The organism is Paraburkholderia sp. BCC1876 (assembly GCF_902833695.1).
In the GTDB taxonomy this organism is placed as follows: Bacteria; Pseudomonadota; Gammaproteobacteria; order Burkholderiales; family Burkholderiaceae; genus Paraburkholderia.
This window is the reverse complement of record NZ_CADFGI010000003.1, coordinates 388,653-413,130: the sequence shown is the minus strand read 5'-3', so window position 1 is coordinate 413,130 and position 24,478 is coordinate 388,653. Positions and strand designations below refer to the sequence as shown.

Genomic DNA, 24,478 nt, shown 5'->3' with positions numbered 1-24,478 from the left:
GAACTTGTCGTGCGGCTTGCCTACAGGCCCAGCTCGTTCCACAACGAGTCGATGCGTTGTTTGACCGCTTTATCCATCTCGATCGGGCGGCCCCATTCGCGATCGGTTTCGCCGGGCCACTTGTTGGTGGCGTCGAGCCCCATCTTCGACCCGAGCCCCGCCACCGGCGACGCGAAATCCAGATAGTCGATCGGCGTGCGGTCCACCAGCACCGTGTCACGCGCGGGATCGATGCGCGTGGTAATCGCCCAGATCACCTCTTTCCAGTCGCGAATATTGACGTCTTCGTCGACCACAACGATGAACTTCGTATACATGAACTGCCGCAGAAAACTCCACACGCCGAACATCACGCGCTTGGCGTGGCCGGGGTAGCTTTTCTTCATCTGCACGATGGCCATGCGGTAGCTGCAGCCTTCGGGCGGCAGATAGAAATCGGTGATCTCGGTGAACTGCTTCTGCAACAGCGGCACGAACACTTCGTTGAGCGCGACGCCGAGCACCGCGGGTTCGTCGGGCGGTTTGCCGGTGTAGGTGGAGTGATAGATCGCATCGCGCCGCATGGTGATGCGTTCGACGGTGAAGACGGGGAACCACTCCTGCTCGTTGTAGTAGCCGGTGTGGTCGCCGTACGGGCCTTCCAGCGCATGTTCGTAGCCGGCCGATGCACCCTTTGTGGGCCGCGGCGGCGCGCCGGCCGGAGCGGGCGAGGGCGTGCCTTCCTGCGGATAGATGAACCCTTCGAGCACGATCTCGGCGCGCGCGGGCACCTGCAAACCGTCGACGCCCGGCGTGATGCATTTGGCGAGCTCGGTGCGCCCGCCTCGCAGCAGTCCGGCGAACTGGTATTCGGACAAGGTATCGGGCACCGGCGTGACCGCACCGAGGATCGTGGCCGGATCGGCGCCCAGCACGACCGCCACCGGATACGGTTTGCCCGGATTCTGCAGCGCGAACTCGCGGAAATCGAGCGCGCCACCGCGATGGGCGAGCCAGCGCATGATCAGTTTGTTACGCCCGATCAGTTGCTGGCGATATATACCTAAATTTTGTCGGCCCTTATTCGGGCCTTTTGTGACGGTCAGGCCCCATGTGATCAGCGGGCCGGCATCGCCCGGCCAGCAGGTCTGAATCGGCAGTCTGGCGAGGTCCACGTCGTTGCCTTCCCAGACGATTTCCTGGCAGGGCGGCGCGCTCACCGTTTTGGGCGCCATGTCCCACACCGCCTTGGCCAGCGAGAACAGTTTGCCCGCGTCCTTGAGGCCTTTCGGCGGCTCCGGTTCCTTCAACGCGGAGAGCAACCGGCCGACGTCGCGCAGCGACTCGAGCGCAGCGCCGTCGCCTTCACCGGCCTGCGCGTCGACACCCATGCCGAGCGCCACCCGACGCGGTGTGCCGAACAGGTTGCCGAGCACCGGAAACGCATGCTGGGCACGACTCTCGAATAACAGCGCCGGGCCGCCGGCACGCAGCACGCGGTCGCATAGTTCGGTCATTTCCAGGACAGGCGAGACGGTTTGCGAGATACGGCGCAGCTCTCCGATCGATTCGAGACGGCCGACGAAATCACGCAGGTCTTTATATTTCATCTGGTGCGGTTCAGTGCCGCGCGAGCGGCGGGAAGGAAGGGCGCGGCAGGCTGCTACCGCACCAAAACGATTGTCGATTTTACCTGCGTTGACTAGCGCACGTAGCTCAGCCGAACGGCCTGGGTAGAGGAACTCATTTGAGATGGCCCAAAAGGCGCATGCTGCGCGGTTCTTGACCGACTGAACACCGTTCATTATTACAATTAGTTATACTTTTGCCCGTCTATAGTGTTGACGATCTATAAAACCCTGCATAGAATCCGTCCACATTGGTTGCAGGGCGTGAACCTTTTTACCACTGCCCCCGGTCCCTTTAGACGCAACGCGTCACCGTTTACCGAACCCCTGCACGGTATCTGACGGCCTTACTGAAGTCCTCGCCAGCGCCAACTGACGCTGGTTTTTCGCGTGGGAGCCATCGCCTGCATACTTTTTTGGTATGCCGCGTCCACTTTTCAGGACGGCTCCCCACAGAGACGGTATTTGCCGTTTTCCCGACGTCGCTGCTGCCCTAACCAGACAGAGCACGCGATGTCTTGACTCTTCGAACGTGTGTTACCGCCTGTTTACATGGCGGAGTTCGGGGATCATGCACCATGGGAGATCTGAATGAACGCCTGGTTATCGTGGCGTCCCGATGAGCGTATTGCGCAGGTTGTGCGTGGTGTGCTGCGTCGCGGGACGCGAATGAGTCATCACCTGTTCAGCATTGTCGGCGGTATCGCTGTCGTGCTGGCACTCGTACTGTGGCTGATGCCGGCCCTGCGCGGCACGCTCGCCGCCAAGCTGATGCCGGTTGTGTCGGCCGCCGTGCAAGCCGGGCCCGCCCGGTTGCTGCAGGGCAACCCGCTGCCGTCGTTCGGCCCGCCGGGCAGCCCGTCTTCCGACGAATCGCTGTCCGCCAATTCGAACGGCGCCGACAGCGCGAGCGGTGCGACCAACGGCAACACCGCCGCCACCGTAAGCAATACCAGCTTTGACGGCGCCTTCGACGGCTCCGGTTCGGCCGGTATGGGCGTCGCAGCCCTCAACGGGCTCGACCCGCGCACCATGCAAAGCGTCAGCGCGCTGGCGCGTCTGATCCCGTCGCAGCGTGTCTCCGCCGACGCCCGCGATGACCGCGTGCTGGTGTCGACCCGTGAGCAGGATCTGGTCGCGTCTTACCTGGCGCGGCGTTATCGCGTCGCCCAGGAGCCCGTTAGCGAGCTCGTGAAGGCCGCGTTCGACACCGGCCGCGAAGTCGGTCTCGACCCGCTGCTGCTGCTGTCCGTGATGGCGATCGAATCCGGCTTCAACCCGTACGCCGAGAGCGGCGTGGGCGCGCAAGGCCTGATGCAGGTCATGTCGAAGGTGCACTCGGACAAGTTCCAGTACTTCGGCGGCCAGAGCGCGGCGCTCGAACCGGTCGCGAACATCAAGGTGGGCGCGCTGGTGCTGAAGGATTGCATCGCCCGTGGCGGTTCGTTGCCGGGCGGCTTGCGCCTGTATGTGGGCTCGACCTCGCAGGACGACGGCGGTTACGGCGCCAAGGTGATGGCTGAGCGCGGTCGTCTGCGCGACGTGGCGCGTGGCCGCAAGGTGCCGATCAATGCACCGCAATCGCCGGTTCTGACGACCGCATCGGCGAATACGACGGCTGCGGCGGCTGCCAGCGGCAAGCGCGTACAGATGACGCTCGACGGCGGTCATCCGCTGAGCGCGGCGCCGGTGAAGACGCCAGTGTCCGAGCAGGACGACGCCAGTTCCAACGCGACCAAGCATGTCGCTTCGAATTCGGAGTTCGGCGCTTAACGTTTAGCGTTGTTTTGCGTCGGCGATATGAGCTGAACGCGACTGGGCCGATGCAAGGCCGTCGCCCATAAAAAAGGACACCCTCGGGTGTCCTTTTTTGCGTCTGGCGATCCGGAACGATCAATGCTGCCCGAACAGCTTCGCCAGCCGGTCGACGGCTTCTTCCAGCTTCGGATAAGCCGTTGCATACGACAGCCGGATGTAGTCCTTCGGCGCATGCGTGCCGAAATCCATTCCTGGCACCAGCACCACGCCCGCATCGTGCAGCATCGCTTTGGTCAGCGCGGCGCTGTCGCCGGCGGCCGGATGCGCGACCGTGCGGCAATCCGCGTAGACGTAAAACGCGCCGTCGGGCACGACCGGCACCGAAAACCCCAGCGATTCCAGAGCCGGTGCGATGAAGTCGCGCCGACGCTTGAATTCCAGCCGCCGGCCTTCATAAATGGCGATGGTGTCTGGCTCGAAGCACGCGAGCGCCGCGTGCTGCGCGAGCGCCGACGCGCAGATGAACAGGTTCTGCGCGAGCTTTTCGAACGCGCCGACCATGTTTGGCGGCACCACCAGCCAGCCGAGTCGCCAGCCGGTCATGTTGAAGTACTTGGAGAAACTGTTGACGGTGATCACGTCGTCGCCGAACGACAGCGCTGACACGGGCTTCGCGTCGTAGCTCAAGCCCTGGTAGATTTCGTCGACGATGGTAAAGCCGCCGCGCGAGCGCACCGCTTTGACGATGCGTTCGAGTTCGGCGGGTTCGATCGACGTGCCGGTCGGATTCGACGGCGACGCCAGCAGCACACCACGGGTGTGCTCGTTCCACAGACGTTCGACGTCGGCGGCGGTCAGCTGGAAACGTTCGGCCGGGCCGCTCGGCACCATGACCGGCTTGCCTTCGGCGGCGATCACGAAATGCCGGTTGCACGGATAGCACGGGTCGGGCATCAGCACTTCGTCGTCGCGATCGACCAGCGCGGCGCATGCCAGCAGCAACGCGGCGGAAGCGCCGGCCGTGACCACGATCCGCGCCGGATCGACGTTCACGCCGTAGAAGTCGGCGTAGTGCGCGGAGATGGCTTCGCGCAGCGGCTGCAGGCCGAGCGCATTGGTGTATTGGGTGACGCCGCGGCGCAGCGCGTTCGCGGCGGCCTCGATGACCGGTTCGGGCGCGGTGAAATCGGGCTCGCCGATTCCCATGTGAATGATGTCGCGCCCGTCGCGCTCCAGCAGCGCGGCCTCCTTGGCCAGCTCCATCACATAGAAAGGCTGGATGGCATCGACGCGAGCGGCGAGCCGCACCAAGGGTTCGGTCACGGAGTTCATACGATCAGATCAGATCCATTCAGAAGCAAAGACGGCAGAAGCAAAGACGGACGGCGCCTTTCGCGGCAACGCGCTTCACGTTCAAGCGCGCACAGCCAGACTCAGCAAACCCAGCACATGCCGCGGCTCACGCCGCAGTCATGTGCTGCATCAAACTCAAGACTTGCGGGCCGCTTGCGTTTCGGCCGAGCGCAATTGCGCCGCCAGCTTGTCCAGCACGCCGTTCACGTACTTGTAGCCGTCCGCGCCGCCGAACGTCTTGGCGAGTTCGACCGCTTCGTTGATGACCACGCGATAGGGAATATCCACATGGTTCTTGAACTCGTAGGCGGCGACCAGCAGAACCGCGCGTTCGACCGGCGAGAGCTGTTCGAGCGGACGGTCCAGACACGGCGCGATGTCGGCGGAGAGCGCTTCCGAATCGCGGATCACGCCTTGCAGCAGCGCGTTCAGATGTTCGTGGTCGGCCTTGTCGTAGCCTTGCGCGCCGCGCAGTTGCGCGTCGATTTCGCTGCCGGACGAACCTGACAGCAGCCACTGGTAAAGCCCCTGCGTGGCCAGTTCGCGGGAGCGTCGGCGTGCGCTCTTCATGCCTCTTCCTCTTCTTCGTCTTCTTCTTCGTCGTCGCCGCCGAGTTGTTCGAGCGCGACGGAGAGGTTCGCCATTTCGACGGCCACGCGCGCTGCGTCACGACCCTTTTCGGTCATGCGGGCGACGGCCTGCTCGTCGTTTTCCGTGGTCAACACGGCGTTCGCGACCGGAATGCCGAAGTCGAGACCGATACGCGTGATGCCCGCGCCGCTTTCGTTCGAGACCAGTTCGAAGTGGTACGTCTCGCCGCGAATCACCGCGCCGAGCGCGATCAGTGCGTCGAATTGCGCGCTTTCGGCGAGCTTTTGCAGCGCCAGCGGAATTTCCAGTGCACCCGGCACGGTGACCAGCAGCACGTCTTCGCCGGTCACGCCGAGGCGTTCGAGTTCTTCGATGCAGGAGTCGGCGAGGCCGTTGCAAACGGGTTCGTTAAAGCGCGCCTGGACGATGCCGATGCGCAGTCCGTCGCCGTCGAGATTCGGTTGGTATTGTCCGATTTCCATTGTGAATTCCGTAGTGTTTTGAGTGGGCGCTAATGCGCGAGAGTGGTCGGATCAGCCTTGTGGAGCTTGTGCCTTGCTGCCCGGCATCGGAACGAAACCGGTGACTTCGAGACCGTAACCCGACATGCTGCCCAGCTTGCGCGGGTTCGACAGGACCTGCATCTTGCCGACACCCAGCTCGCGCAGAATCTGCGCGCCGATGCCGTACGTCTTGAAGTCGACCGGACGGCGTTTGAGCGCCTCGGCTTTTTCCTTCGAATCGAAGGCCTTGAACACGTCGATCAGATGGTCTTTCGAGTCGCCGCAGTTCAGCAGCACGATCACGCCGCAGTCGCGCGCGGCGATTTCTTTCATGGCCGCGTCGAGCGTCCACGAGTGGGTGGATTCGCTGACTTCCAGCAGATCCAGCACCGACAGCGGCTCATGCACGCGCACCAGCGTGTCCTGATCCGTGCACGGCGTGCCGCGCACCAGCGCGATATGCGGCTGGCCGCTCGGCTGGTCGAGATACATGACCGCGCGGAACGCGCCGTGCGCCGTTTGCATGGTGCGTTCGCAAATACGCTCGACGATCGACTCGGTGCGGCTGCGATAGTGGATCAGATCCGCGATCGTGCCGATCTTGAGATCGTGTTCTTTCGCGAACTCCATCAGGTCCGGCAGGCGCGCCATGGTGCCGTCGTCTTTGATGACTTCGCAGATCACCGCGGCCGGCGTGAGGCCTGCCAGCGCGGTGAAGTCGCAACCGGCCTCGGTATGGCCGGCGCGCACCAGCACGCCGCCCGGCTGGGCCATGATCGGGAACACGTGGCCCGGCTGCACGATGTGCTCGGCCTTGGCGTCCGGCGCGACCGCCGCGGCGATCGTGCGGGCGCGGTCCGCCGCAGAGATGCCGGTGGTCACGCCTTCAGCCGCTTCGATGCTGACCGTGAACGCCGTGCCGTACTGCGTGCCGTTGCGGTACGTCATGAGCGGCAGGTTCAGCAGCTTGCAGCGCTCCTGGGTGAGCGTCAGGCAGACCAGGCCACGGCCGTAGCGGGCCATGAAGTTGATCGCTTCCGGCGTGACGAATTCGGCGGCGATTACGAGGTCGCCCTCGTTTTCGCGGTCTTCTTCGTCGACGAGGATCACCATCCGGCCGGCTTTCAGTTCGGCGATGATCTCTAAAGTGGAGGCGAGCGTCATGTTGGCGGAGATTTTCGGGAAAGCGCGTATTTTACGCCACGCGCGGTCTCAAGTCGCCATCCGCCGGATGGGATAGGCCATTCGGCCGGCTTGTGGAAGGCCCGGCGGACCTCCACAATCGGCCGGCCAACGCTTACCAAACCACTCAGTGATCCGTCAGGTTCGCCTGCAGCACGGTCAGCGCCGTCATGTTGACGATCCGCCTGACCGTCGAGCTCGAGGTCAGGATATTGACCGGCGCGTTGACGCCGAGCAGGAACGGACCCACGGCGACATTGCTGCCCGCGCCGGTTTTCAGCAGGTTGTAGGCAATGTTGCCGGCGTCCACGTTCGGGCAGACCAGCAGATTGGCCGCGCCCTTGAGTGGCGAGTTGGGCAGAATACGAAGGCGCAACGCTTCGTCCAGTGCGCAATCGCCGTGCATTTCGCCGTCCACTTCGAGCTCGGGCGCCTGCGCCCGCACCAGTTCCAGCGCGCGGCGCATCTTCGCGCCGGAGGCCGCGGCGCCCGAGCCGAAGTTCGAGCGCGACAGCAGGGCGGCCTTGGGCGTCAGGTTTAGCCACGCCATCTGCTTCGCGGCGGCGATCGTGTATTCGGCGATCTGTTCGGCGGTGGGGTCGTCGTTGATGTGCGTGTCGACCAGCGCGACCGTGCGCTCGTCGAGCAGCAGAATGTTCATCGCCGCATAGGTGCGCGCGCCGGGCTTCTTGCCGATCACTTCATCGACGAAGCGCAGATGGTCGTGATACGCGCCGACCGTGCCGCACACCATGCCGTCCGCGTCGCCCAGGCGCACCATCATCGCGCCGATCAGCGTCAGGCGCCGACGCGTCTCGACGCGTGCCATTTCCTTCGTGATGCCGTCGCGGCACATCAATTCCCAGTACGTCGTCCAGTACTGCGTGAAACGCTCGTCGTACTCGGGATTGGTGACTTCGACGTCCTGGCCGAGCCGCAAGCGCAGACCGAATTTCTCGATGCGTGCGAGCAGCACCTCCGGCCGCCCGACTAGAATCGGCCGTGCGAGCTTTTCGTCGACGACCACCTGCACCGCGCGCAGCACACGTTCGTCCTCGCCCTCGGTGAAGACGATGCGTGCCTTGCCGCCGTCGCGCACGAATTGTCGCGCGTTCGAGAAAAGCGGCTTCATGAACGCGCCCGAGTGGTAGACGAACTGCTGCAACTGTTCGACGTAGGCGTCCAGATCCGGCAGCGGCCGGGTCGCGACGCCGCCTTCCATGGCAGCCCGCGCGACGGCCGGCGCGATCCGCACGATCAGGCGCGGGTCGAACGGCTTCGGAATCAGGTATTGCGGGCCGAACGCCACGTCGTAGGCGCCGTAGGCGGCCGCGACCACGTCGTTCTGTTCTTCTTCCGCGAGGCCGGCAATGGCGTGCACGGCGGCAATTTCCATCTCCCGCGTGATGGTGGTGGCGCCCACGTCGAGCGCGCCGCGGAAGATATAAGGGAAGCACAGCACGTTGTTGACCTGATTCGGATAGTCCGAGCGGCCGGTCGCGATCACGACGTCGTCGCGGGTCGCGTGCGCGAGTTCCGGGAAAATCTCCGGCGTCGGATTGGCGAGCGCGAGGATCAGCGGCCGCGCGGCCATCGTTTTCAGCATGTCCGCGCTCAGAATGCCGCCCACCGACAGACCGAGGAACACGTCGGCGCCCTCGATCACCTCGGCCAGCGTACGCGCCGGGGTTTCCTGCGCGAAGCGCGCCTTGTCCGGGTCCATCAGCGTTGTGCGGCCGCGATAGACGACGCCTTCAATGTCGGTCGCCCAGATGTTGTCCACCGGCAGGCCGAGGTCCACCAGCAAATCGAGGCAGGCCAGCGCCGCCGCGCCCGCGCCGGACGTGACGACCTTGACCTCGGCGATGGACTTGCCCACCACCTTCAGGCCGTTGATAAACGCGGCCGACACGGTGATCGCCGTGCCGTGCTGATCGTCGTGAAAGACCGGAATCTTCATGCGCTCGCGCAGCTTGCGTTCGACGATAAAGCACTCCGGTGCCTTGATGTCTTCGAGGTTGATCCCGCCGAAGGTCGGCTCCAGGCCGGCAATGATGTCGACCAGCTTGTCCGGGTCCGTTTCATTGATCTCGATGTCGAACACGTCGACGCCGGCGAACTTCTTGAACAGCACGGCTTTGCCTTCCATGACCGGCTTGGAGGCCAGCGCGCCGATATTGCCGAGGCCCAGCACCGCGGTGCCGTTGCTGATCACGCCGACCAGGTTGCCGCGCGCGGTAAAGCGATACGCCTGAAGCGGATCTTCGGCGATGGCCGAGCACACGCTGGCGACGCCCGGCGTGTAGGCGAGCGCCAGGTCGCGCTGGGTCGCGAGCGGTTTGCTGGCCACCACGGAGATCTTTCCCGGGGTCGGGAATTCGTGATAGTCGAAAGCGGCTTGCTGGTCGGTCGGGTTCATGATTTTCGCCTTGGTGCGCGCCGGGCCGGTCCCGGTGCGATCTGTTAAGGCGATTCTAGAGAGCCGTTATAAGGGGATCATTCTGTTTTAATATCGACCCATCACTTTTTTATGATGAGCGCGGGCTAACCGGCAACTTTGCGACGACTTTGCGATGACATTCGAATCGAACGATCTGGTCAGGCGCCTGGGCGCGCGGCTAAAAATGCGGCATCTGGTGCTGTTGCTGCACATCGAGCAGCACCGGTCGCTCACGCGGGTCGCCGAGCACATGGCCAGCAGTCAACCCGCCGTGACCAACGCGCTGGCGGAGTTGGAGAGCATGTTCGGCACGCCGCTGTTCGAGCGCTCGTCGCGCGGCATGCTGCCGACCGCGTTGGGCGCCGTGGTGCTCAGGCGCGCGCAGGCCATGGTCCACGATCTCGACCACCTCGCGCGCGATATGCAGGCGGTGGCGTCCGGGCATGCGGCGCATCTGCACGTCGGGGTGATTCCGTTCATTTCCGGGCAGATGTTGTCGGCGACCTTACGGCGCCTGAAATCCGGCATGGAGCGGCGCCTGACCGTGACGATTCACGAAGGCACCAGCGAGCAGTTGCTCTCGCAACTACACGACCATGCCGTCGACATTGTGATCGGCCGGGCGTCGGCGGCGGTGGATCTGGCGCAAGTCGGCTTCCAGGTGCTGTACCAGCAACAACCCCGGCTGATTGCGAACCGGCGGCTGGCCGCGCAACTGGCGCGCGTGAAGCTCGACTGGAACACGCTGCGCACACTCGACTGGATTCTCGGCGCACCGCAGACGCCGATGCGCGAGCAGGTGTCGGATCTGTTTCTGGCTGCGGGCGCGGCGCCACCCGTGCCGATGGTGGAGAGTTACTCGTCCAAGCTGATCGGCGAAATGATTGCGTCGGGTGAAAACGCCGTGTCGATCGTTCCGGCCGATATCGCCGAAGAGCTGGTTCGAATCGCGGGCGTGGCGATCGTGCCGTATTCGTTTCAGTGGACGCTGCCGCCGATCGCCGTGTTCACACATTCGCAACGGCCGCGTCCGGAGGCGCTGACGCTTTTCATCGCATCGTTGCAGGCGATTTGCGCGGAGACCTATGCGGAACGGCGCAGGGAAGGGTGAGTCGAGAGTCGGATCGTGTCGTTGCGCGGGCGGGTGACTTGCCGAACTTCTCGCGAGCGGAGTGAAAAGGCGGCAATTACCCGCTCTATTCGCCGCGTTCGCTGCCAGGGAGGCACGATATAGTCGGTCGGCATGGCTGTTTCAGCCACCCCTTCTCACGACGGACGTCGAAATGATTCCAATCGGTCTAGCCTCAACGCTGCTCAGCAATGTGGGCAGCGCAATCCGTTCCGGTCTGTCGCAACTGGCCGGCAACAAGAGCAGCTCCAGCGCATCGGGCGCCAGCGCCAGCCAGCAACCCACTTTTGCCACCCACCTGAAGGCGGCGACCTCGTCGACCAGTACGACGGGAAGCCATCACCCTCATCTGCATTCCAAGGGAATCGTGGTGAGCGCGTCGGCCGATGCCGTGCCGTCGACGTCGCAAGCGAGCGGCGCTAATGCCGCGGTGGGCAAGAGCATCGATATCAGCGCGTAAGCGTTTGATGGTTTAGCGGTTTAGCGGTTTAAGCGTCGGCTTTTCCTGGCCGACGGTTAAACCGTCAGAACTCGCTTCGGTAGGCGAAAAGCCCGGGCAGACCACCGGTCATGACGAACAGGATGTTCTGTCCTGCGCGGTAGTGCCCGGCGGCGGCGTTTTCCACGAGACCCGCGAACGCTTTTCCACCGTAGACCGGATCGAGCAGCAATCCTTCCGTCGACGCCATCAGGCGAACTGCTGCGCGCATGCCATCGGTTGGGATGCCGTAGCCGGCGCCGAGTTGGGCCTCGTCGATTGAAATCGCGCTGCTGTCCACGCGGAGAGTCGCGTTGATGAGTTGAGCCGTCTGGTTCGCTTTGTCGAGCGTGGTCGAGCGGGCCGCTTCGGCCTTGCCATACACCGTGAACGCGCTCACGAGCGACGGATCCCGTCCCATCGCCACCAATCCGGCGACGAGCCCGGCGTGCATCCCACCGCTGCCGTTGGGAACCACGATGCGATCGAACGACAGGCCATCCGCCTTCGCCTGGCCGACGATTTCAGCCGCGCAATCCGCATAGCCCAAACAGCCCACCGGACTCGAGCCGCCCAACGGACAGACATAGACGCGACGGCCTTGCGCACGCAACTCGTTCGCGCGGTCCTCGGCGAATTGCAGCGCGTTGGCCGAGCCCGGCAAATCGTGCACGCGCGCGTTGAACAATGCGTCGAGCAGAATGTTGCCGTTGTCGACGTAGTCGGGGTCGTCACGCGGCACCGCTCTCGTCAGAACCAGCTCGCACCCGAGGCCGACACGCGCAGCGGCCGCGGCCGTCAGGCGCGCGTGATTCGACTGCCGCGCGCCGACGGTAATGATCGTGTCTGCGCCGCTCGCTAATGCTTCGCCGATCAGGAATTCGAGCTTGCGCAACTTGTTGCCGCCACCGCCCAGACCGTTCAGATCGTCTCGTTTGACGAACACGTTCACGCCGCCTAAGTGGGCGCTCAGGCGAGGCAGATGCTGGATCGGCGTCGGCCCTTCGAGGAGGGCGCGGCGCGGAAACTTCGACAGATCGAGTTGGGGTGTGGGGGCGAGGGCCATTAGCTTTGCGACGTCGACAGCATCCGCTCCACATACCGCGCAATCAGATCAATCTCCAGATTAACCGCCGACCCCTCGCGCAGATTCTTCAGCGACGTTACCTGCACCGTGTGCGGAATCAGATTGATCGAAAACTCGCAGCCATCGTCGCGATCTTTAACCGAGTTCACCGTCAGGCTCACGCCATTCACCGTGATCGATCCTTTAAACGCCAGGTAGCGGCCAATCTCACGCGGCGCCAGCACGCGCAGTTCATGCGATTCACCCACCGGCGCGAAATGCGTGACCGTGCCGAGTCCGTCGACGTGACCGGAAACGATATGCCCGCCCAACCGGTCATGCGCGCGCAGCGCCTTCTCGAGATTCACCTCGCCGGTTTCGCCGAGCCCTGCCGTGCAGTTCAAACTTTCGCGCGACACGTCGACTTCGAACGAATGCGCGGTCAGCGCGACCACGGTCATGCAGGCGCCCTGGATTGTGATGCTGTCGCCGAGTTGCACGTCGCCGAGATCGAGCCCACCCGCTTCGACGTTCAGGCGCACGCCCGCGTCGCCGTCGGTGCCGAGCGGCTTGACTGATTCAATGCGGCCCACTGCCGCAACGATTCCTGTGAACATCGTGCTAATCCTCGATCAATTTGAAATGGGTTCAGACGTGGGATCGGTGCCGGGCTCGCTCGCGCCGTGAGGCGTGAAGCGCGCGAGAATCCGCAGATCGTCGCCGATCCGGTCGATCGCATGGAAATTCAGTTTGACGCGGCTGTCCAGCGTGTCCGGCGCGCTCAGATTGAACATGCTCATCGAGTCCATGCCGAGCAGGCTCGGCGCGAGGTAGACGAGCAGTTCGTCGACGCAGCCTTCACGCAGCAGCGAGCCGTTCAGCTTGTAGCCTGCCTCGACATGCAGTTCGTTCACGTTGCGCTGGCCGAGGACATTCAGCACGGCGGGCAGATCGACCTTGCCGGCGGGATTCGCCAACTGGACGATCTCGGCGCCGCGATCGCGCAGCGCGTTGGCGCGCTCGGTATGGCGTTGATCCAGATTGCCGCAAAAAATCAACGTGGGCGCACCGGCCAGAATCTGCGCCTCGGGCGGCACGTCGAGCTGACTGTCGATCAACACGCGTTGTGGCTGGCGCGGCGTGTCGACGGCGCGCACGGTCATGCGCGGATCGTCTTCCCTGACGGTGCCGATACCCGTCAGAATCGCCGACGCCCGGGCGCGCCACGCGTGACCATCGGCGCGCGCCGCTTCGCCAGTGATCCACTGGCTGACACCCGAAGGCAAGCCCGTGCGGCCGTCGAGCGACGCCGCCACCTTCATGCGCACCCACGGGCGGCCACGCGTCATGCGCGATACGAAGCCGATGTTCAGTTCATGCGCTTCCTGCGCGAGCAGTCCGCAACGCACTTCGATCCCGGCGTCGCGCAATATTGCGAGGCCGCGTCCGGACACTTGCGGATTGGGGTCTTCCATTGCCGCGACCACACGCGCGACCTGCGCTTCGATCAACGCATTCGCGCACGGCGGCGTGCGGCCGAAGTGGCTGCACGGTTCGAGCGTGACGTAGGCCGTGGCGCCGCGCAGATCGTGACCGCGCGAACGCGCGTCTTTCAGTGCGCGGATTTCCGCATGATCCTGGCCGGCCGGTTGCGTGAAACCTTCGCCGATCACTTCGCCGTTCTTGACGAGCACGCAGCCGACCCGCGGGTTGGGATCGGTGGTGTACATGCCGCGCTTCGCGAGAGCGAGCGCGCGTTCCATATGGACGAAGTCGGTTTGCGAGAACATCGGCTTCAGGCCGCGAGCGAAGCGAACGCGCCACGCGCCGCGTCGATCGTGGCGTCGATGATCGCGTCGTCGTGAACGATCGACACGAAGCCTGCTTCGTACGCCGACGGCGCGAAATACACGCCGGCGTCGAGCATTTTGTGGAAGAACGCGTTGAAGCGCGGCACGTCGCTCTTCGTCACTTCGGCGAAGCTCGCCGGAACCGCGTCGGCAAAGTAGAGGCCGAACATGCCGCCGAGGGAATCGGCCGCGAACGGCACGCCGGCTTCATGCGCGACCTTCACCAGACCTTGCGCGAGGCGCGTGGTGCGGGCGGTAAGCGTGTCGTAAAAGCCCGGTGCCTGGATCAGTTGCAAGGTTTTCAGGCCCGCGGCGACCGCGATCGGATTGCCCGACAGCGTGCCGGCCTGATAGACGCCGCCGAGCGGCGCGAGGTGCGCCATGATGTCGCGCCGTCCGCCGAATGCCGCGGCCGGCATGCCGCCGCCGATCACTTTGCCCAGACACGTCAGGTCCGGCGTGATGCCGTAGACCTGCTGTGCGCCGCCCAGCGCGACGCGGAAACCGCACATCACTTCGTCGAAAATCAGCACGGCGCCGTATTCGGTGCACAGGCGCCGCAAGGCTTGCAGGAATTCCGGCGTGGCGCGCACGAGGTTCATGTTGCCCGCCACCGGCTCGACGATCACCGAAGCGATCTCGTTGCCGAACGCCTTGAACGCTTCTTCGAGTTCCGCGACGTTGTTGTATTCGAGCACGGTGGTGTGCTTCGCGATATCGGCCGGCACGCCCGCCGAGGTCGGATTGCCGAAGGTCAGCAGGCCCGAGCCGGCCTTGACCAGCAGGCTGTCCGCGTGACCGTGATAGCAGCCCTCGAACTTGACGATGCGGCTGCGGTCCGTGAAGCCGCGTGCGAGACGCAGCGCGCTCATGGTGGCTTCCGTGCCGCTCGACACCATACGAACCTGTTCGATCGACGGCACCAGCTTGCAGATTTCTTCGGCGATTTCGATTTCGGACTCGGTCGGCGCGCCGAACGAGAAGCCGTTGCCGAGCACTCGCTGGACCGCTTCGAGCACGTCGGGGTGGACGTGGCCGAGAATCATCGGGCCCCACGAGCCGATGTAGTCGATGTAGCGCTGGCCGTCCGCGTCCCAGAAGTACGGGCCTTGCGCGCGCTCGATGAAACGCGGCGTGCCGCCGACCGAGCGGAACGCGCGCACCGGCGAGTTCACGCCGCCGGGGATGGTACGTTGCGCGCGTTCGAAGAGGGTTTCGTTGTTGGACATGGCGATAGCTGGAATAGAGGTTGCGCAGCGGCGCGGGTTGCCGGAAGGCGGTTCGCGCGGCGCTGGGATCGGTGAGGAAATTGTACCGGAGTCAGCGTGAAGCGGCTTTGCGGCTGGCCTTGTACCTGGGCTCAGGTTTTGCGCGCGCTTTTTGCCGCCACCGCGGCGTGCGCGCTGACTTTACTGGAACGCGGCGGTGTGGTCGGCGGTTCGAGTGCCGGCGACGGACGTGCACCGGTTAGCTCGCGCCAACGCTTTTCCAGCGCGCCTTCGGCGATCGCCTTGATGACGGTGCCGGAACTTTGCGCGTCCCATGTCTGCACCGAGAATGGATGCACGCGCAACGTGTCGCGCGGAATCACCACGCTTGCATGCGCATCGACCAGCCAGTCGTACACGAAGTCGATACACAGGCGGTAGCCGCGCTTCGTCGCCGCGTCCGGGACCTCGTACGGCGCACGCGTCACGTAGCCGGAGCCGAAGATACCCTTGGGTTCCATGGCCACACGGTGCAGAAACACCCGATCGCCCGGCAGGATGCCGCGCGCGAATCCGCAGCCCCAGACGTCGGACACCGCGACACCTGCGGCGACGCGCTTCGCCACGTCAGGCAGTTCGGGCCAAGGCCATTTCTTGGGGCTCCAGATCAGCAGGAAGGCGGTCATCGCGTGGTCGTTGCGGGAGGGTGGAGTAGGGCGGCCCGGATCGTTCATGCGGCGTCCGGATCGGTCTGGCGGCAGCTTAACCGATCGGCGGCGCGGTCGCGGTGGCGGGCCGGGGCCTACGCGCGCGGTTCAGCATGGACGCGCATTATTCGCGGATGCGATAGTGCGTGCGGCTGCGCGGTGTGTCGCGGCGCCAAGTGGTGCCAAGTGGTGCCAAGCGGTGCCGCGCGGTGTTGCACGATGTTCAGATTAACCGTCGCGTACAATTGAGGCGGTCAAGTCGTCGCATTCCCCGTTTCACCCGTTCCGCCGCCGGTCACGGCGCGGCGCATCATCTGGATTCCCATGTCTCACGTCACCAGACGCCGGCCCGATGGCCGGCTGATTCTGTTGCTCGGTGCGCTCGCCGCATGCGGGCCGATCTCCATCGATATGTATCTGCCGAGCCTGCCGACCATCGCGCAGGCGTTCGCGATCACCAACGGCGCCGCGCAGACCACGCTGACCAGCTTCATGTTCGGCTTTTCGATCGGCATGCTGCTCTACGGTCCGCTGTCGGATACCTATGGACGCCGGCCGGTGCTGCTCGGCGGCATCATCATGTATGCGCTGGCGAGCGTGGCCTGCGCGTTGTCGTTCTCGATCGGCTCGCTGGTGACGTTCCGCTTCGTGCAGGCACTGGGCGCGGGCGCGGCGTCGGTGCTCGCACGGGCAATCGCGCGCGACGCGCACGGTCCAACCGATGCCGCCCGCGTGCTGTCGATGCTCGCCATCGTCACGTCGATCGGGCCGCTGCTTGCCCCGCTGATCGGCGGCCAGTTGCTGCTGCTCGGCGGCTGGCGCGTGGTGTTCGTGGTGCTGACGCTGTTCGGCACGCTGTGCGCGGTCACTGCGTTTTTGAAGGTGCCGGAAACGTGGCCGCGCGAGAAGCGGGCCGAGTCGGCGCTGCTGAAGTCGTTCGGCGCGTACGGCAAGCTGCTGCGCGATCCGGTGGCGTGGGGGCACATGCTGTGCGGCGGCATGGCGTTCGCGTCGATGTTCGCGTACATCACGGCGACGCCGTTCGTTTATATCGAGTACTTCCATGTGTCGGCCCAGCATTACGGCTTTCTGTTCGCGCTGAATATCGTCGGCATCATGTTCGGCAACTTCATGAATACGCGGCTCGTCGGGCAACTCGGGTCGCTGCCGATCATCTCGTTCGCGGCAACCGTCAGTTGTATCGCGTCGTTGTTCGTATGCTTCGTGTCGCTGACCGGGCTCGGCGGATTGTGGTCGATCGTGTTCGGTCTGTTCTTCGTGGTCGGCGTGGTGGGACTGTTGTCAGCCAATTGCACGACCGATCTGATGCATCGCTATCCGGTCAATGCCGGCGCCGCGGCGGCCGTGTTCGGCGCGGTGCAGCTGGCGCTCGGCGCGGTGTCGAGTCTGGCGGTCGGATGGTGGCAGGACGGCTCGCCGAAGGGCATGGGTGTCGTCATCGGCGTCGCTGGCGTGTTGTGTTATGTGGGCCGGATTCTCGTTGTCAGATGGCATGGAACGAAGGCGCCGGTCGCGGCTGTGTGAACGCCGCGTTACGCAACGGTGACAAAGGTGCCTGAAGCGGCGCGCGCTTGTGCACGTCGCGCAATGCGATGTGTCTACGGAAAACACCAGGTGTTGCACGCGCGCGACCCTGTGTTTCGATTTGCATTGCTATGATGGGACCACTGTTCCTCGGAGCGGCAATCATGGCGATCAGAGATTTGATAAATGGCGAACGGCAACATGCCGCTTTCGCTGAAGCGCAGAAGCTGGCTGACAGCGGCGCCTATCACGATTACACGGACATCGAATACGTCCTGCGCTTTGATTTCGGTTTGTCTGATGTATCGGCGCTGCTCGACAGCCAGTTGATGCATCGCGACCTGAATCGCCGGTGTGCGGACGCGCGCGAAAGGCTGGAAGCGCTTAGTGTGTGAGATGGACCACGAGTCCATTGAACTGCGCATTGCCTGCGCCGGCGGCGATATTCACACCGACGTTGCCGCTCGCACCGGCTAATGCATGAGCGCCGAGTTCTGCGCTATCGCTGCCGCTCAACTGTGCGACGGCATGCACATTCTGCTGCGTGGAAATCTCCGCGCGAGGCGTGTCGATCACCGCGATTTCATTGGCTTGCGCGTTCAGCGCACCGGCGGCGAGATTGACGCCGAGGTTGCCGCTGACGCCGCGCAATGCATCCGTACCGAGTGCCGCCGAAGCGGGCCCGAGTTTCGCGCTGCCGCCGATATCCTGCAGATTTGACAATGTCGCCGAGCCGAACACGGCGGCGCTGTCATCGTCGGACAAAGCCGTCGATACCCCTGCGAACGCGAACGATGCGCCCGACCCCGCGGCCACGTAAATCAACGTAAAGACTAACGAACGGATCTTCATGAGCGCCTCCTGGCGTGTGCGTACCGCATCGATAGATTGGATATCGACCGGGGAAACGGGAAGTTGAGGGGCGCGGTCGACCTGAGTTTTCTATCGGTAGAGCGATACGCCTGTTTGAATCGGGCCGAACGAAGTGAGCGTCGCTGGAGAGATGGAGGCTGACGAAACAATATGCCCGATATAAGACTACGACCTTGTGCCGGCGCTCCGGTGCTTCAATGGACTCGCACTTCTGCAATGGAAAGTGCTCGGCGAAGCCGATTCGACTTTTCACGTAGACAAGGATAGCGAAATGAGAGTCCAGTCAGCCAACAGTCAAGCGAACGCATCAGGTCTGGCACAGGCACAGGCGACGCAAGGCGTAGGGCCGGCGGCAACGTCGGGTGCGGCGCCAGCCGTGTTCGATACGTCGGCACACGGGTCGTCGGATGGGGAAAGGCGCGCGGGTGGAGTCGGCCCAGGCGAGTCGCGGCCATTCGCGAGCAACGCGCGGTTCGGTGTGCCCGCGCATTACGCCATCGAACCGGTGGGTCGACTACGGGCCGATGCGATCCATCGAGGCGTGTACAAAGACGACAGCGGGGCGGCATACATCAGGCAAGGCACCCAGGCTTACCCGGTGAGGTACGACAAGGACAACGGCACCTGGCGAGTGCACCGGCCGGATAGGCCGACGAAGTACGCGTATCCCGTCAAACCGGACGATAGCGGCAGCTGGCGTGCGCACGGTGAGGTCGGGGTGCCGGGCGGCTGGCGTGGTGGGGCGCCTGGGGGGATGAGTTTTGGGCACCATGCCATCGGACAGTTGCAGCAGCAGGTGCAACAGTTGCAGCTTCAGAGGCAGGACTTACTGCAGCAGCGCCAACACTTGCAAGGTCAGCTGCATCAATTTCCGGGGCCCCAGCACGCGAACCGGTCGCCACTGGAACTGGCGTTTCTGCAGAGCGCGTTGAGCGCGCAGCTTGCTAACGTCAACAATCAATTGCATGGGGTCGAGCAGCAACTGCAACAGGCGAATCAGGCGTTACAACACCTTCAAAACGAGTTGCCGCAGTAGCGACAATAGCGTCGTCGAGAGTCAGCCGGTCGCTAGCAATCCAGACGGGACCATCGGACCAGGATGGCTGTCGGCGCATTCGGCGTTTCAGATTTTGCTGAGGGAAAGACAGTACTGTCGATGCCGGGAAGTGCAACCTGCGAGGCTTCCCGGCCAAGGAATCAGAGCGATTCCGAAGAGATAAAACACTTATTCTGGCGGAGGCGGTGAGATTCGAACTCACGGAAAGATTGCTCCTTCGCCGGTTTTCAAGACCGGTGCCTTAAACCACTCGGCCACACCTCCAAGCCCTAAATTGTAACCTGAAAAATCGGCCGTGCGGCACTCGCTCGAACCGCTATCACAGCGGATCTTTCAGAAACAGCTCCTGCAAGTCGTTCAGGAACGCCTGACCGAGCGGTGTCGGCGCGATCTTTTCATGGTCGCGCGTGATCAGCTTGCGCCGCTCCGCTTCCTGCAAAGCCGGTTCGATCGACGTCATCGACAACCCGGTGCGCTCGATAAACCGATGCACCGGAAACCCTTCCACCAGCCGCAGCGCGTTCAGCATGAATTCGAACGGCAGATCGCGCGGCCCGACTTCGTTCTCTTCCTGCACCGCCGTGCCGGCCATGGCCTGCTCGATAAAGGTGGTCGGATGCTTGTAGCGCACCTGGCGCAGCACGCGATTCGGAAACGACAGCTTGGTATGCGCGCCCGCGCCGATGCCGAGATAGTCGCCGAAGCGCCAGTAGTTCAGATTGTGCTTGCTCTGCTTATGCGGCTGCGCGTACGCCGACACTTCATAGCGACCGTAACCGGCAGCCGTGGTGCGCTCGTGAATCCAGTCCTGCATATCCGCGGAGGCGTCGTCGTCGGGCAGCGCCGGCGGGAATTTCGCGAACAGCGTGTTGGGTTCGAGCGTGAGGTGATACAAGGACAGATGCGGCGGCGCGAATGCCAACGCCGTATTGATATCGGCCTGGCATTCGGCGAGCGTTTGCCCCGGCAGCGCGAACATCAGGTCGAGATTGAAGTTGTCGAACGTGGTGGCCGCCACCTCGACCGCGTGGCGCGCCTGCGTCGCGTCGTGAATCCGGCCGAGCGCTTTCAGATGCGCCTCGTTGAAACTTTGAATTCCCACCGACAGCCGGTTCACGCCGCTCGCGCGAAACTGCGCGAACTTGTCGGCTTCGAAGGTGCCGGGGTTCGCTTCGAGCGTGATTTCCGCATCGGCGTCCAGCGGCAGTAGCGCACGCACGTCCGACAGCATCCGGTCGAGTCCCGCCGCCGACAGCAAGCTCGGCGTGCCGCCGCCGATGAACACCGTATGCACCTGGCGTCCCCACACCAGCGGCAGCGCCATCTCCAGATCGGCGCGCAACGCGTCGAGATATTCGTTTTCCGGGAACGTGTCGCCTTTCCACTCATGCGAGTTGAAATCGCAATACGGACACTTGCGCACGCACCACGGAAAATGCACGTACAACGCCAACGGCGGCAGCGACGTCAGCCGGATACTGCCCGGCGACGTGAATGCCTTGATGACGCCATTGCCGATGTCGGCCGGCACCGGTTTGATCGGAATCACGCTTCCTCCGTCAGGCGCGTGAGCAGTTGCCGTAACGCCATCGCGCGATGACTGCCGGCGTTCTTCACCGCCGGTTCGAGCTGCGCGGCGCTCGCGTTCAGCGACGGCAGGAAGAAGTGCGGGTCGTAGCCGAAACCATGCTCGCCGCGCGGCGTGTCGAGAATTTCGCCATGCCAGCGGCCTTCGGCGATCAGCGGTTCGGGGTCGTCGGCGTGACGCACCAGCGCCAGCACGCAGAAGTAATACGCGCGACGATCGGTCTCGCCTTGCAACGCGGCGACGAGCCGCGCGTTGTTCGCGGCGTCGCTTTTCTCGCCGCCGGCCAACTGCGCATAGCGCGCCGAATAAACGCCCGGCGCGCCGCGCAACGCACGCACGCACAGGCCGGAGTCGTCGGCGAGGGCGGGCAGGCCGGTCAGCTTCGCCGCATGACGCGCCTTGGTCAGCGCGTTTTCGACGAAAGTCGGATAGGGCTCTTCCGCCTCGGGCACGTTCAACTCGCCTTGCGGAATCAGTTCGATGCCGGCCGCGCCGAGCAGCGCCGCGAACTCGCGCAGCTTGCCGGCGTTATTCGACGCCAGCACCACCTTTTTCAACGGCGAATCCGAGCCGGACTCGCCGCCGCTTTGACGAACCTCATTCACTCTTTTGCTCCAGCGCTTCTTTCTGCTTCGCGATCAGCGTGGTGATGCCGTCGCTCGCCAGGTCCATCAGCGCGTTCATTTCGGCGCGCGAGAACGGCACGCCTTCGGCCGTGCCCTGAACTTCGACGAAACCGCCCGCACCGGTCATCACGACGTTCATGTCGGTATCGCACTGCGAGTCTTCGTCGTAATCGAGGTCGAGCACGGGCAGCCCGTCGTAGACGCCGACCGAAATCGCCGCGACGTAGTCGTTGATCGGCGAGCTTTCGATGCGGCCCGTGGCCAGCAACTTGGCCACCGCGTCATGCGCGGCCACGAAAGCGCCGGTAATGCTCGCCGTGCGCGTGCCGCCGTCGGCCTGGATCACGTCGCAATCGATATGCAGCGTGCGCGCGCCGAGCTTCTCGAGATCGAACACCGAGCGCAGCGCGCGGCCGATCAGCCGCTGGATTTCCTGGGTGCGGCCGGTCTGTTTGCCGCGCGCGGCTTCGCGGTCGTTGCGCGTGTTGGTGGCGCGCGGCAGCATGCCGTATTCGGCGGTCAGCCAGCCCTGGCCGCGGTCGCGCAGGAATGACGGCACGGATTCGGCGATGCTCGCGGTGCAGATGACCTTGGTGTCGCCGAACTCGACCAGCACCGAGCCCTCCGCATGCTTCGTGTAGTGGCGCGTAATGCGCACGTCGCGCAGCTGGTTGGCCTGGCGGCCGCTGGGGCGTTGGGTGGTGTGGGTCATGTTGGGATCGGTCTGGAAGAAAAGCGGGAGGGAAAGCGCGATTTTACCGCCGATCGCGTGGCGGCGGTCGCGTGCGGGGCGCTCGCATGCATCGCCGTGCGCCGGTCGGCGGCGAGCGTGGCAGGACGGCCCTTCCGGCAAAAATGGGATAATGCCGATTCTCCGCCCCGCGCCTCGTCAGCGCCGGGCGATTCGACTCTCCGGCCATCGTCTAGCGCATGGCCACAATCGCGAGAAATACGATGATCTACAGCATGACTGGCTATGCGAGCGCCACGCGCGAACTCGTCGCGGCCTCGGGCACCGGCGGCGTGAGCGTATCGGTCGAACTGCGCACGGTGAACTCGCGCTTTCTCGATCTGAACTTCCGCATGCCGGAAGACGTGCGCGTCTGCGAACCGACGCTGCGCGAAATGCTGATGAACAAACTGTCGCGCGGCAAGGTGGATATCCGTATCAATCTGCAGCGTAGCGAACAGACGGCCAGCGCGGGCTCGGTCAACCATGAAGCGCTGACGCAACTCGCGGTGCTCGAACGCACGGTGCTGTCCACGTTCCCCGAAGCCGGGCGCCTGCGCACCGGTGAAATCATGCGCTGGCCGGGCGTGCTGGCTGAAACTGGTGTGGCGCAGGACGTGTTGCGCGACGCGGTGCTCGCCTGCGGCAAACAGGCCATTACCGACCTGATCGACGTGCGCGGCCGCGAAGGCGCGCAACTGGCCACCATGCTGCTCGCCAACGTCACCGAGATGGAAGCGATCGTCACGAAGATCACGCCGCTCGTGCCGGAACTGATCGCCAAGCATCAGCAGAAGATCGTCGAGCGTCTGCAGGAAGCGCTGGGTATCGCCGCGCCGGACACGGCCGCGACGATCGTCTCGCGTGAAGAGATCAACGAGCGGATTCGCCAGGAAGTGACGATGTACGGCATTCGCATCGACATCGCCGAAGAACTGTCGCGCCTTACCGCGCACCTGAACGAAACGCGCCACGTGATCCAGAAGGGCGGCAAGGTCGGCAAGCGCCTCGATTTCATGATGCAGGAACTGAATCGCGAAGCGAACACGCTCGGCTCGAAGGCCGCCGCGAAAGAACTGGCGGATTCGTCGATGACCCTGAAGCTGCTCATCGAACAGATGCGCGAGCAAGTACAGAATCTGGAATAAGGCGGGAGCAACACGAACATGACCGACCACACACGCGAAACCGGCGCTCCGCGCAATCCCTACGCCGGCGCTTATCCGGGCAACCTGTTCATGGTGGTGGCACCGTCGGGGGCGGGCAAGTCGACGCTCGTGAACGCGCTGCTCGCCGGCGACGACGCGATCCGTCTGTCGATCTCCTACACGACGCGCCCGCCGCGTCCGAAGGAGCAGGACGGCGAGCATTATCACTTCACCACTGTCGACGATTTCATGACGCGTCACGACACCGGCGAGTTTCTCGAAAGCGCGGAAGTGCACGGCAATTACTACGGCACGTCGCGCGTCTGGATCGAGGATCAGATGAAAAGCGGCCATGACGTGCTGCTCGAAATCGATTGGCAGGGCGCGCAGCAGGTGAAGAAACAGTTTCACAACGCGGTCGAAATTTTCATCCTGCCGCCGTCGCTCGAAGCGCTCGAAGAGCGTCTGAAGAAACGCGGCCAGGACGAGCCGAATGTGATCACGCGGCGTTTGCTCGCAGCGGGTAGCGAGATGGCGCACGCGGCCGAAGCGGAGTACGTGGTGATCAACGAGAATTTCGATCGCGCGCTCGGCGAACTGCAGTGCCTCGTGGCCGCAACGCGTTCGCGCTTTGCGTCGCAATACGCGCGCCACACGCAGCTTTTCGTGCAGCTCGGCATTCACCTGCCACACGCGTGAACGCGGCGGCGTGTCGAGCACATAAGGTAGAATAAGTAACATACTGAGAAGGAACCCAACATGGCCCGCATTACCGTCGAAGACTGTCTCAAACAGATCCCGAACCGTTTCGAACTCGCGCTTGCCGCGACCTATCGCGCGCGTCAGCTCGCGCAAGGTCACACGCCGAAGATCGAAAGCCGCGACAAGCCCACGGTCGTCGCACTGCGCGAAATCGCAGCCGGCCAGGTCGGCGTCGAAATGCTGAAGAAGGTGCCGGTTTAAGGCGCGCTGTTTTCCGGTTTCGATTGCCCGCTTGCTTCACGTGCTTTTTGCTTCACCGCTACACTCGCTTTACGCA

Annotated in this window: 24 protein-coding genes and 1 tRNA gene; 9 read left to right on the top strand and 16 right to left on the bottom strand. The window is 63.9% G+C overall.

Annotated elements, in window-relative coordinates; translation table 11 throughout:
- Window positions 1-20 precede the first annotated feature (20 nt).
- Window positions 21-1,589 carry a UbiD family decarboxylase gene (locus tag HWY05_RS13640; protein WP_176058681.1) on the bottom strand — a complete coding sequence of 523 codons (1,569 nt, stop codon included), beginning with the start codon at window positions 1,587-1,589 and terminating at the stop codon, window positions 21-23.
- A gap of 609 nt (window positions 1,590-2,198) precedes the next feature.
- Between HWY05_RS13640 and HWY05_RS13635 the strand changes: the two genes are divergently transcribed.
- A complete protein-coding gene (locus HWY05_RS13635; protein WP_035547812.1) occupies window positions 2,199-3,380 on the top strand; it encodes a lytic transglycosylase domain-containing protein in 1,182 nt (393 codons plus the stop codon).
- A 120-nt stretch (window positions 3,381-3,500) separates the two neighbouring features.
- Here HWY05_RS13635 and HWY05_RS13630 read toward each other — a convergent pair whose 3' ends face one another.
- From HWY05_RS13630 to HWY05_RS13610, 5 genes are all read right to left on the bottom strand, one after another.
- Window positions 3,501-4,697: a pyridoxal phosphate-dependent aminotransferase gene (locus HWY05_RS13630; protein ID WP_176058680.1), complete on the bottom strand. Its 1,197-nt coding sequence runs from the start codon at window positions 4,695-4,697 to the stop codon at window positions 3,501-3,503.
- A gap of 156 nt (window positions 4,698-4,853) precedes the next feature.
- Window positions 4,854-5,288: a transcription antitermination factor NusB gene (gene nusB, locus HWY05_RS13625; protein ID WP_176058679.1), complete on the bottom strand. Its 435-nt coding sequence runs from the start codon at window positions 5,286-5,288 to the stop codon at window positions 4,854-4,856.
- A complete protein-coding gene (gene ribH, locus HWY05_RS13620; RefSeq protein WP_054037335.1) occupies window positions 5,285-5,791 on the bottom strand; it encodes a 6,7-dimethyl-8-ribityllumazine synthase in 507 nt (168 codons plus the stop codon). Before ribH ends, nusB begins: the two co-directional genes overlap by 4 nt.
- 51 nt (window positions 5,792-5,842) lie before the next feature.
- Window positions 5,843-6,976 (bottom strand): bifunctional 3,4-dihydroxy-2-butanone-4-phosphate synthase/GTP cyclohydrolase II, encoded by a 1,134-nt coding sequence (ribBA, locus tag HWY05_RS13615; protein WP_035547800.1) that lies wholly within the window; start codon window positions 6,974-6,976, stop codon window positions 5,843-5,845.
- Between the two features lie 145 nt (window positions 6,977-7,121).
- Complete coding sequence (locus HWY05_RS13610; RefSeq protein ID WP_035547797.1) at window positions 7,122-9,413, bottom strand: NADP-dependent malic enzyme; 2,292 nt, start codon at window positions 9,411-9,413, stop codon at window positions 7,122-7,124.
- 154 nt (window positions 9,414-9,567) lie between these two features.
- On the opposite strand from HWY05_RS13610, the gene HWY05_RS13605 reads away from it, so the two are divergent.
- Together HWY05_RS13605 and HWY05_RS13600 are read left to right on the top strand one after the other, a co-directional pair.
- Window positions 9,568-10,545, top strand: a complete 978-nt coding sequence (locus HWY05_RS13605; protein ID WP_176058678.1) for a LysR substrate-binding domain-containing protein — start codon at window positions 9,568-9,570, stop codon at window positions 10,543-10,545.
- A 172-nt stretch (window positions 10,546-10,717) separates the two neighbouring features.
- Window positions 10,718-11,023: a hypothetical protein gene (locus HWY05_RS13600; RefSeq protein ID WP_035547792.1), complete on the top strand. Its 306-nt coding sequence runs from the start codon at window positions 10,718-10,720 to the stop codon at window positions 11,021-11,023.
- A gap of 64 nt (window positions 11,024-11,087) precedes the next feature.
- On the opposite strand, the gene HWY05_RS13595 is transcribed toward HWY05_RS13600, so the two are convergent.
- The 5 genes from HWY05_RS13595 to HWY05_RS13575 all read right to left on the bottom strand — a co-directional run bounded on the left by HWY05_RS13595 (window position 11,088) and on the right by HWY05_RS13575 (window position 15,851).
- Entirely contained in the window at window positions 11,088-12,107 is a 1,020-nt protein-coding gene (locus HWY05_RS13595; RefSeq protein WP_176058677.1) for a D-cysteine desulfhydrase family protein, read from the bottom strand.
- A complete protein-coding gene (locus HWY05_RS13590; protein ID WP_176058676.1) occupies window positions 12,107-12,724 on the bottom strand; it encodes a riboflavin synthase in 618 nt (205 codons plus the stop codon). The genes HWY05_RS13595 and HWY05_RS13590 overlap by 1 nt, the downstream gene beginning before the upstream one ends.
- Window positions 12,725-12,739: 15 nt before the next feature.
- Window positions 12,740-13,897: a bifunctional diaminohydroxyphosphoribosylaminopyrimidine deaminase/5-amino-6-(5-phosphoribosylamino)uracil reductase RibD gene (gene ribD, locus HWY05_RS13585; protein WP_176058675.1), complete on the bottom strand. Its 1,158-nt coding sequence runs from the start codon at window positions 13,895-13,897 to the stop codon at window positions 12,740-12,742.
- Between the two features lie 5 nt (window positions 13,898-13,902).
- A complete protein-coding gene (gene hemL, locus HWY05_RS13580; RefSeq protein WP_176058674.1) occupies window positions 13,903-15,186 on the bottom strand; it encodes a glutamate-1-semialdehyde 2,1-aminomutase in 1,284 nt (427 codons plus the stop codon).
- 131 nt (window positions 15,187-15,317) lie between these two features.
- Window positions 15,318-15,851 carry a hypothetical protein gene (locus HWY05_RS13575; protein ID WP_176058862.1) on the bottom strand — a complete coding sequence of 178 codons (534 nt, stop codon included), beginning with the start codon at window positions 15,849-15,851 and terminating at the stop codon, window positions 15,318-15,320.
- 345 nt (window positions 15,852-16,196) lie between these two features.
- Between HWY05_RS13575 and HWY05_RS13570 the strand changes: the two genes are divergently transcribed.
- Together HWY05_RS13570 and HWY05_RS13565 are read left to right on the top strand one after the other, a co-directional pair.
- A complete protein-coding gene (locus tag HWY05_RS13570; protein WP_035547777.1) occupies window positions 16,197-17,417 on the top strand; it encodes a Bcr/CflA family multidrug efflux MFS transporter in 1,221 nt (406 codons plus the stop codon).
- A gap of 164 nt (window positions 17,418-17,581) precedes the next feature.
- Complete coding sequence (locus HWY05_RS13565; protein ID WP_176058861.1) at window positions 17,582-17,812, top strand: hypothetical protein; 231 nt, start codon at window positions 17,582-17,584, stop codon at window positions 17,810-17,812.
- On the opposite strand, the gene HWY05_RS13560 is transcribed toward HWY05_RS13565, so the two are convergent.
- Window positions 17,802-18,269 (bottom strand): hypothetical protein, encoded by a 468-nt coding sequence (locus HWY05_RS13560; protein ID WP_176058673.1) that lies wholly within the window; start codon window positions 18,267-18,269, stop codon window positions 17,802-17,804. The two genes, HWY05_RS13565 and HWY05_RS13560, sit on opposite strands and share 11 nt — an antisense overlap.
- Window positions 18,270-18,831: 562 nt before the next feature.
- Between HWY05_RS13560 and HWY05_RS13555 the strand changes: the two genes are divergently transcribed.
- A complete protein-coding gene (locus HWY05_RS13555; protein WP_208459090.1) occupies window positions 18,832-19,326 on the top strand; it encodes a hypothetical protein in 495 nt (164 codons plus the stop codon).
- 195 nt (window positions 19,327-19,521) lie between these two features.
- Here the strand turns inward: HWY05_RS13555 and HWY05_RS13550 are convergent.
- The 4 genes from HWY05_RS13550 to rph all read right to left on the bottom strand — a co-directional run bounded on the left by HWY05_RS13550 (window position 19,522) and on the right by rph (window position 22,273).
- Window positions 19,522-19,611, bottom strand: a tRNA-Ser gene (locus HWY05_RS13550).
- A 55-nt stretch (window positions 19,612-19,666) separates the two neighbouring features.
- Window positions 19,667-20,896 carry a radical SAM family heme chaperone HemW gene (gene hemW, locus HWY05_RS13545; protein WP_176058671.1) on the bottom strand — a complete coding sequence of 410 codons (1,230 nt, stop codon included), beginning with the start codon at window positions 20,894-20,896 and terminating at the stop codon, window positions 19,667-19,669.
- On the bottom strand, window positions 20,893-21,540 hold the full coding sequence (rdgB, locus tag HWY05_RS13540) for an RdgB/HAM1 family non-canonical purine NTP pyrophosphatase (protein WP_176058670.1): 648 nt from the start codon (window positions 21,538-21,540) through the stop codon (window positions 20,893-20,895). Before rdgB ends, hemW begins: the two co-directional genes overlap by 4 nt.
- On the bottom strand, window positions 21,533-22,273 hold the full coding sequence (gene rph / locus HWY05_RS13535; protein WP_035547766.1) for a ribonuclease PH: 741 nt from the start codon (window positions 22,271-22,273) through the stop codon (window positions 21,533-21,535). The genes rdgB and rph overlap by 8 nt, the downstream gene beginning before the upstream one ends.
- 242 nt (window positions 22,274-22,515) lie before the next feature.
- On the opposite strand from rph, the gene HWY05_RS13530 reads away from it, so the two are divergent.
- Genes HWY05_RS13530 through rpoZ form a run of 3 tightly spaced genes read left to right on the top strand, consistent with a single transcriptional unit; the run spans window position 22,516 to window position 24,402 of the window.
- Window positions 22,516-23,439: a YicC/YloC family endoribonuclease gene (locus HWY05_RS13530; protein ID WP_035547763.1), complete on the top strand. Its 924-nt coding sequence runs from the start codon at window positions 22,516-22,518 to the stop codon at window positions 23,437-23,439.
- An 18-nt stretch (window positions 23,440-23,457) separates the two neighbouring features.
- Window positions 23,458-24,138 (top strand): guanylate kinase, encoded by a 681-nt coding sequence (gmk, locus tag HWY05_RS13525; RefSeq protein ID WP_035547760.1) that lies wholly within the window; start codon window positions 23,458-23,460, stop codon window positions 24,136-24,138.
- 60 nt (window positions 24,139-24,198) lie between these two features.
- Window positions 24,199-24,402 carry a DNA-directed RNA polymerase subunit omega gene (gene rpoZ / locus HWY05_RS13520; RefSeq protein ID WP_006025620.1) on the top strand — a complete coding sequence of 68 codons (204 nt, stop codon included), beginning with the start codon at window positions 24,199-24,201 and terminating at the stop codon, window positions 24,400-24,402.
- The last annotated feature ends 76 nt before the right edge of the window (window positions 24,403-24,478 follow it).

Excerpts from the sequence above, each read along its gene's own strand:
- HWY05_RS13640 (WP_176058681.1), bottom strand. The coding sequence starts at position 1,589 with ATGAAATATAAAGACCTGCGTGATTTCGTCGGCCGTCTCGAATCGATC.
- HWY05_RS13635 (WP_035547812.1), top strand. The coding sequence starts at position 2,199 with ATGAACGCCTGGTTATCGTGGCGTCCCGATGAGCGTATTGCGCAGGTT.
- HWY05_RS13630 (WP_176058680.1), bottom strand. The coding sequence starts at position 4,697 with ATGAACTCCGTGACCGAACCCTTGGTGCGGCTCGCCGCTCGCGTCGAT.
- nusB (WP_176058679.1), bottom strand. The coding sequence starts at position 5,288 with ATGAAGAGCGCACGCCGACGCTCCCGCGAACTGGCCACGCAGGGGCTT.
- ribH (WP_054037335.1), bottom strand. The coding sequence starts at position 5,791 with ATGGAAATCGGACAATACCAACCGAATCTCGACGGCGACGGACTGCGC.
- ribBA (WP_035547800.1), bottom strand. The coding sequence starts at position 6,976 with ATGACGCTCGCCTCCACTTTAGAGATCATCGCCGAACTGAAAGCCGGC.
- HWY05_RS13610 (WP_035547797.1), bottom strand. The coding sequence starts at position 9,413 with ATGAACCCGACCGACCAGCAAGCCGCTTTCGACTATCACGAATTCCCG.
- HWY05_RS13605 (WP_176058678.1), top strand. The coding sequence starts at position 9,568 with ATGACATTCGAATCGAACGATCTGGTCAGGCGCCTGGGCGCGCGGCTA.
- HWY05_RS13600 (WP_035547792.1), top strand. The coding sequence starts at position 10,718 with ATGATTCCAATCGGTCTAGCCTCAACGCTGCTCAGCAATGTGGGCAGC.
- HWY05_RS13595 (WP_176058677.1), bottom strand. The coding sequence starts at position 12,107 with ATGGCCCTCGCCCCCACACCCCAACTCGATCTGTCGAAGTTTCCGCGC.
- HWY05_RS13590 (WP_176058676.1), bottom strand. The coding sequence starts at position 12,724 with ATGTTCACAGGAATCGTTGCGGCAGTGGGCCGCATTGAATCAGTCAAG.
- ribD (WP_176058675.1), bottom strand. The coding sequence starts at position 13,897 with ATGTTCTCGCAAACCGACTTCGTCCATATGGAACGCGCGCTCGCTCTC.
- hemL (WP_176058674.1), bottom strand. The coding sequence starts at position 15,186 with ATGTCCAACAACGAAACCCTCTTCGAACGCGCGCAACGTACCATCCCC.
- HWY05_RS13575 (WP_176058862.1), bottom strand. The coding sequence starts at position 15,851 with ATGACCGCCTTCCTGCTGATCTGGAGCCCCAAGAAATGGCCTTGGCCC.
- HWY05_RS13570 (WP_035547777.1), top strand. The coding sequence starts at position 16,197 with ATGTCTCACGTCACCAGACGCCGGCCCGATGGCCGGCTGATTCTGTTG.
- HWY05_RS13565 (WP_176058861.1), top strand. The coding sequence starts at position 17,582 with ATGGCGATCAGAGATTTGATAAATGGCGAACGGCAACATGCCGCTTTC.
- HWY05_RS13560 (WP_176058673.1), bottom strand. The coding sequence starts at position 18,269 with ATGAAGATCCGTTCGTTAGTCTTTACGTTGATTTACGTGGCCGCGGGG.
- rph (WP_035547766.1), bottom strand. The coding sequence starts at position 22,273 with ATGACCCACACCACCCAACGCCCCAGCGGCCGCCAGGCCAACCAGCTG.
- HWY05_RS13530 (WP_035547763.1), top strand. The coding sequence starts at position 22,516 with ATGATCTACAGCATGACTGGCTATGCGAGCGCCACGCGCGAACTCGTC.
- gmk (WP_035547760.1), top strand. The coding sequence starts at position 23,458 with ATGACCGACCACACACGCGAAACCGGCGCTCCGCGCAATCCCTACGCC.
- rpoZ (WP_006025620.1), top strand. The coding sequence starts at position 24,199 with ATGGCCCGCATTACCGTCGAAGACTGTCTCAAACAGATCCCGAACCGT.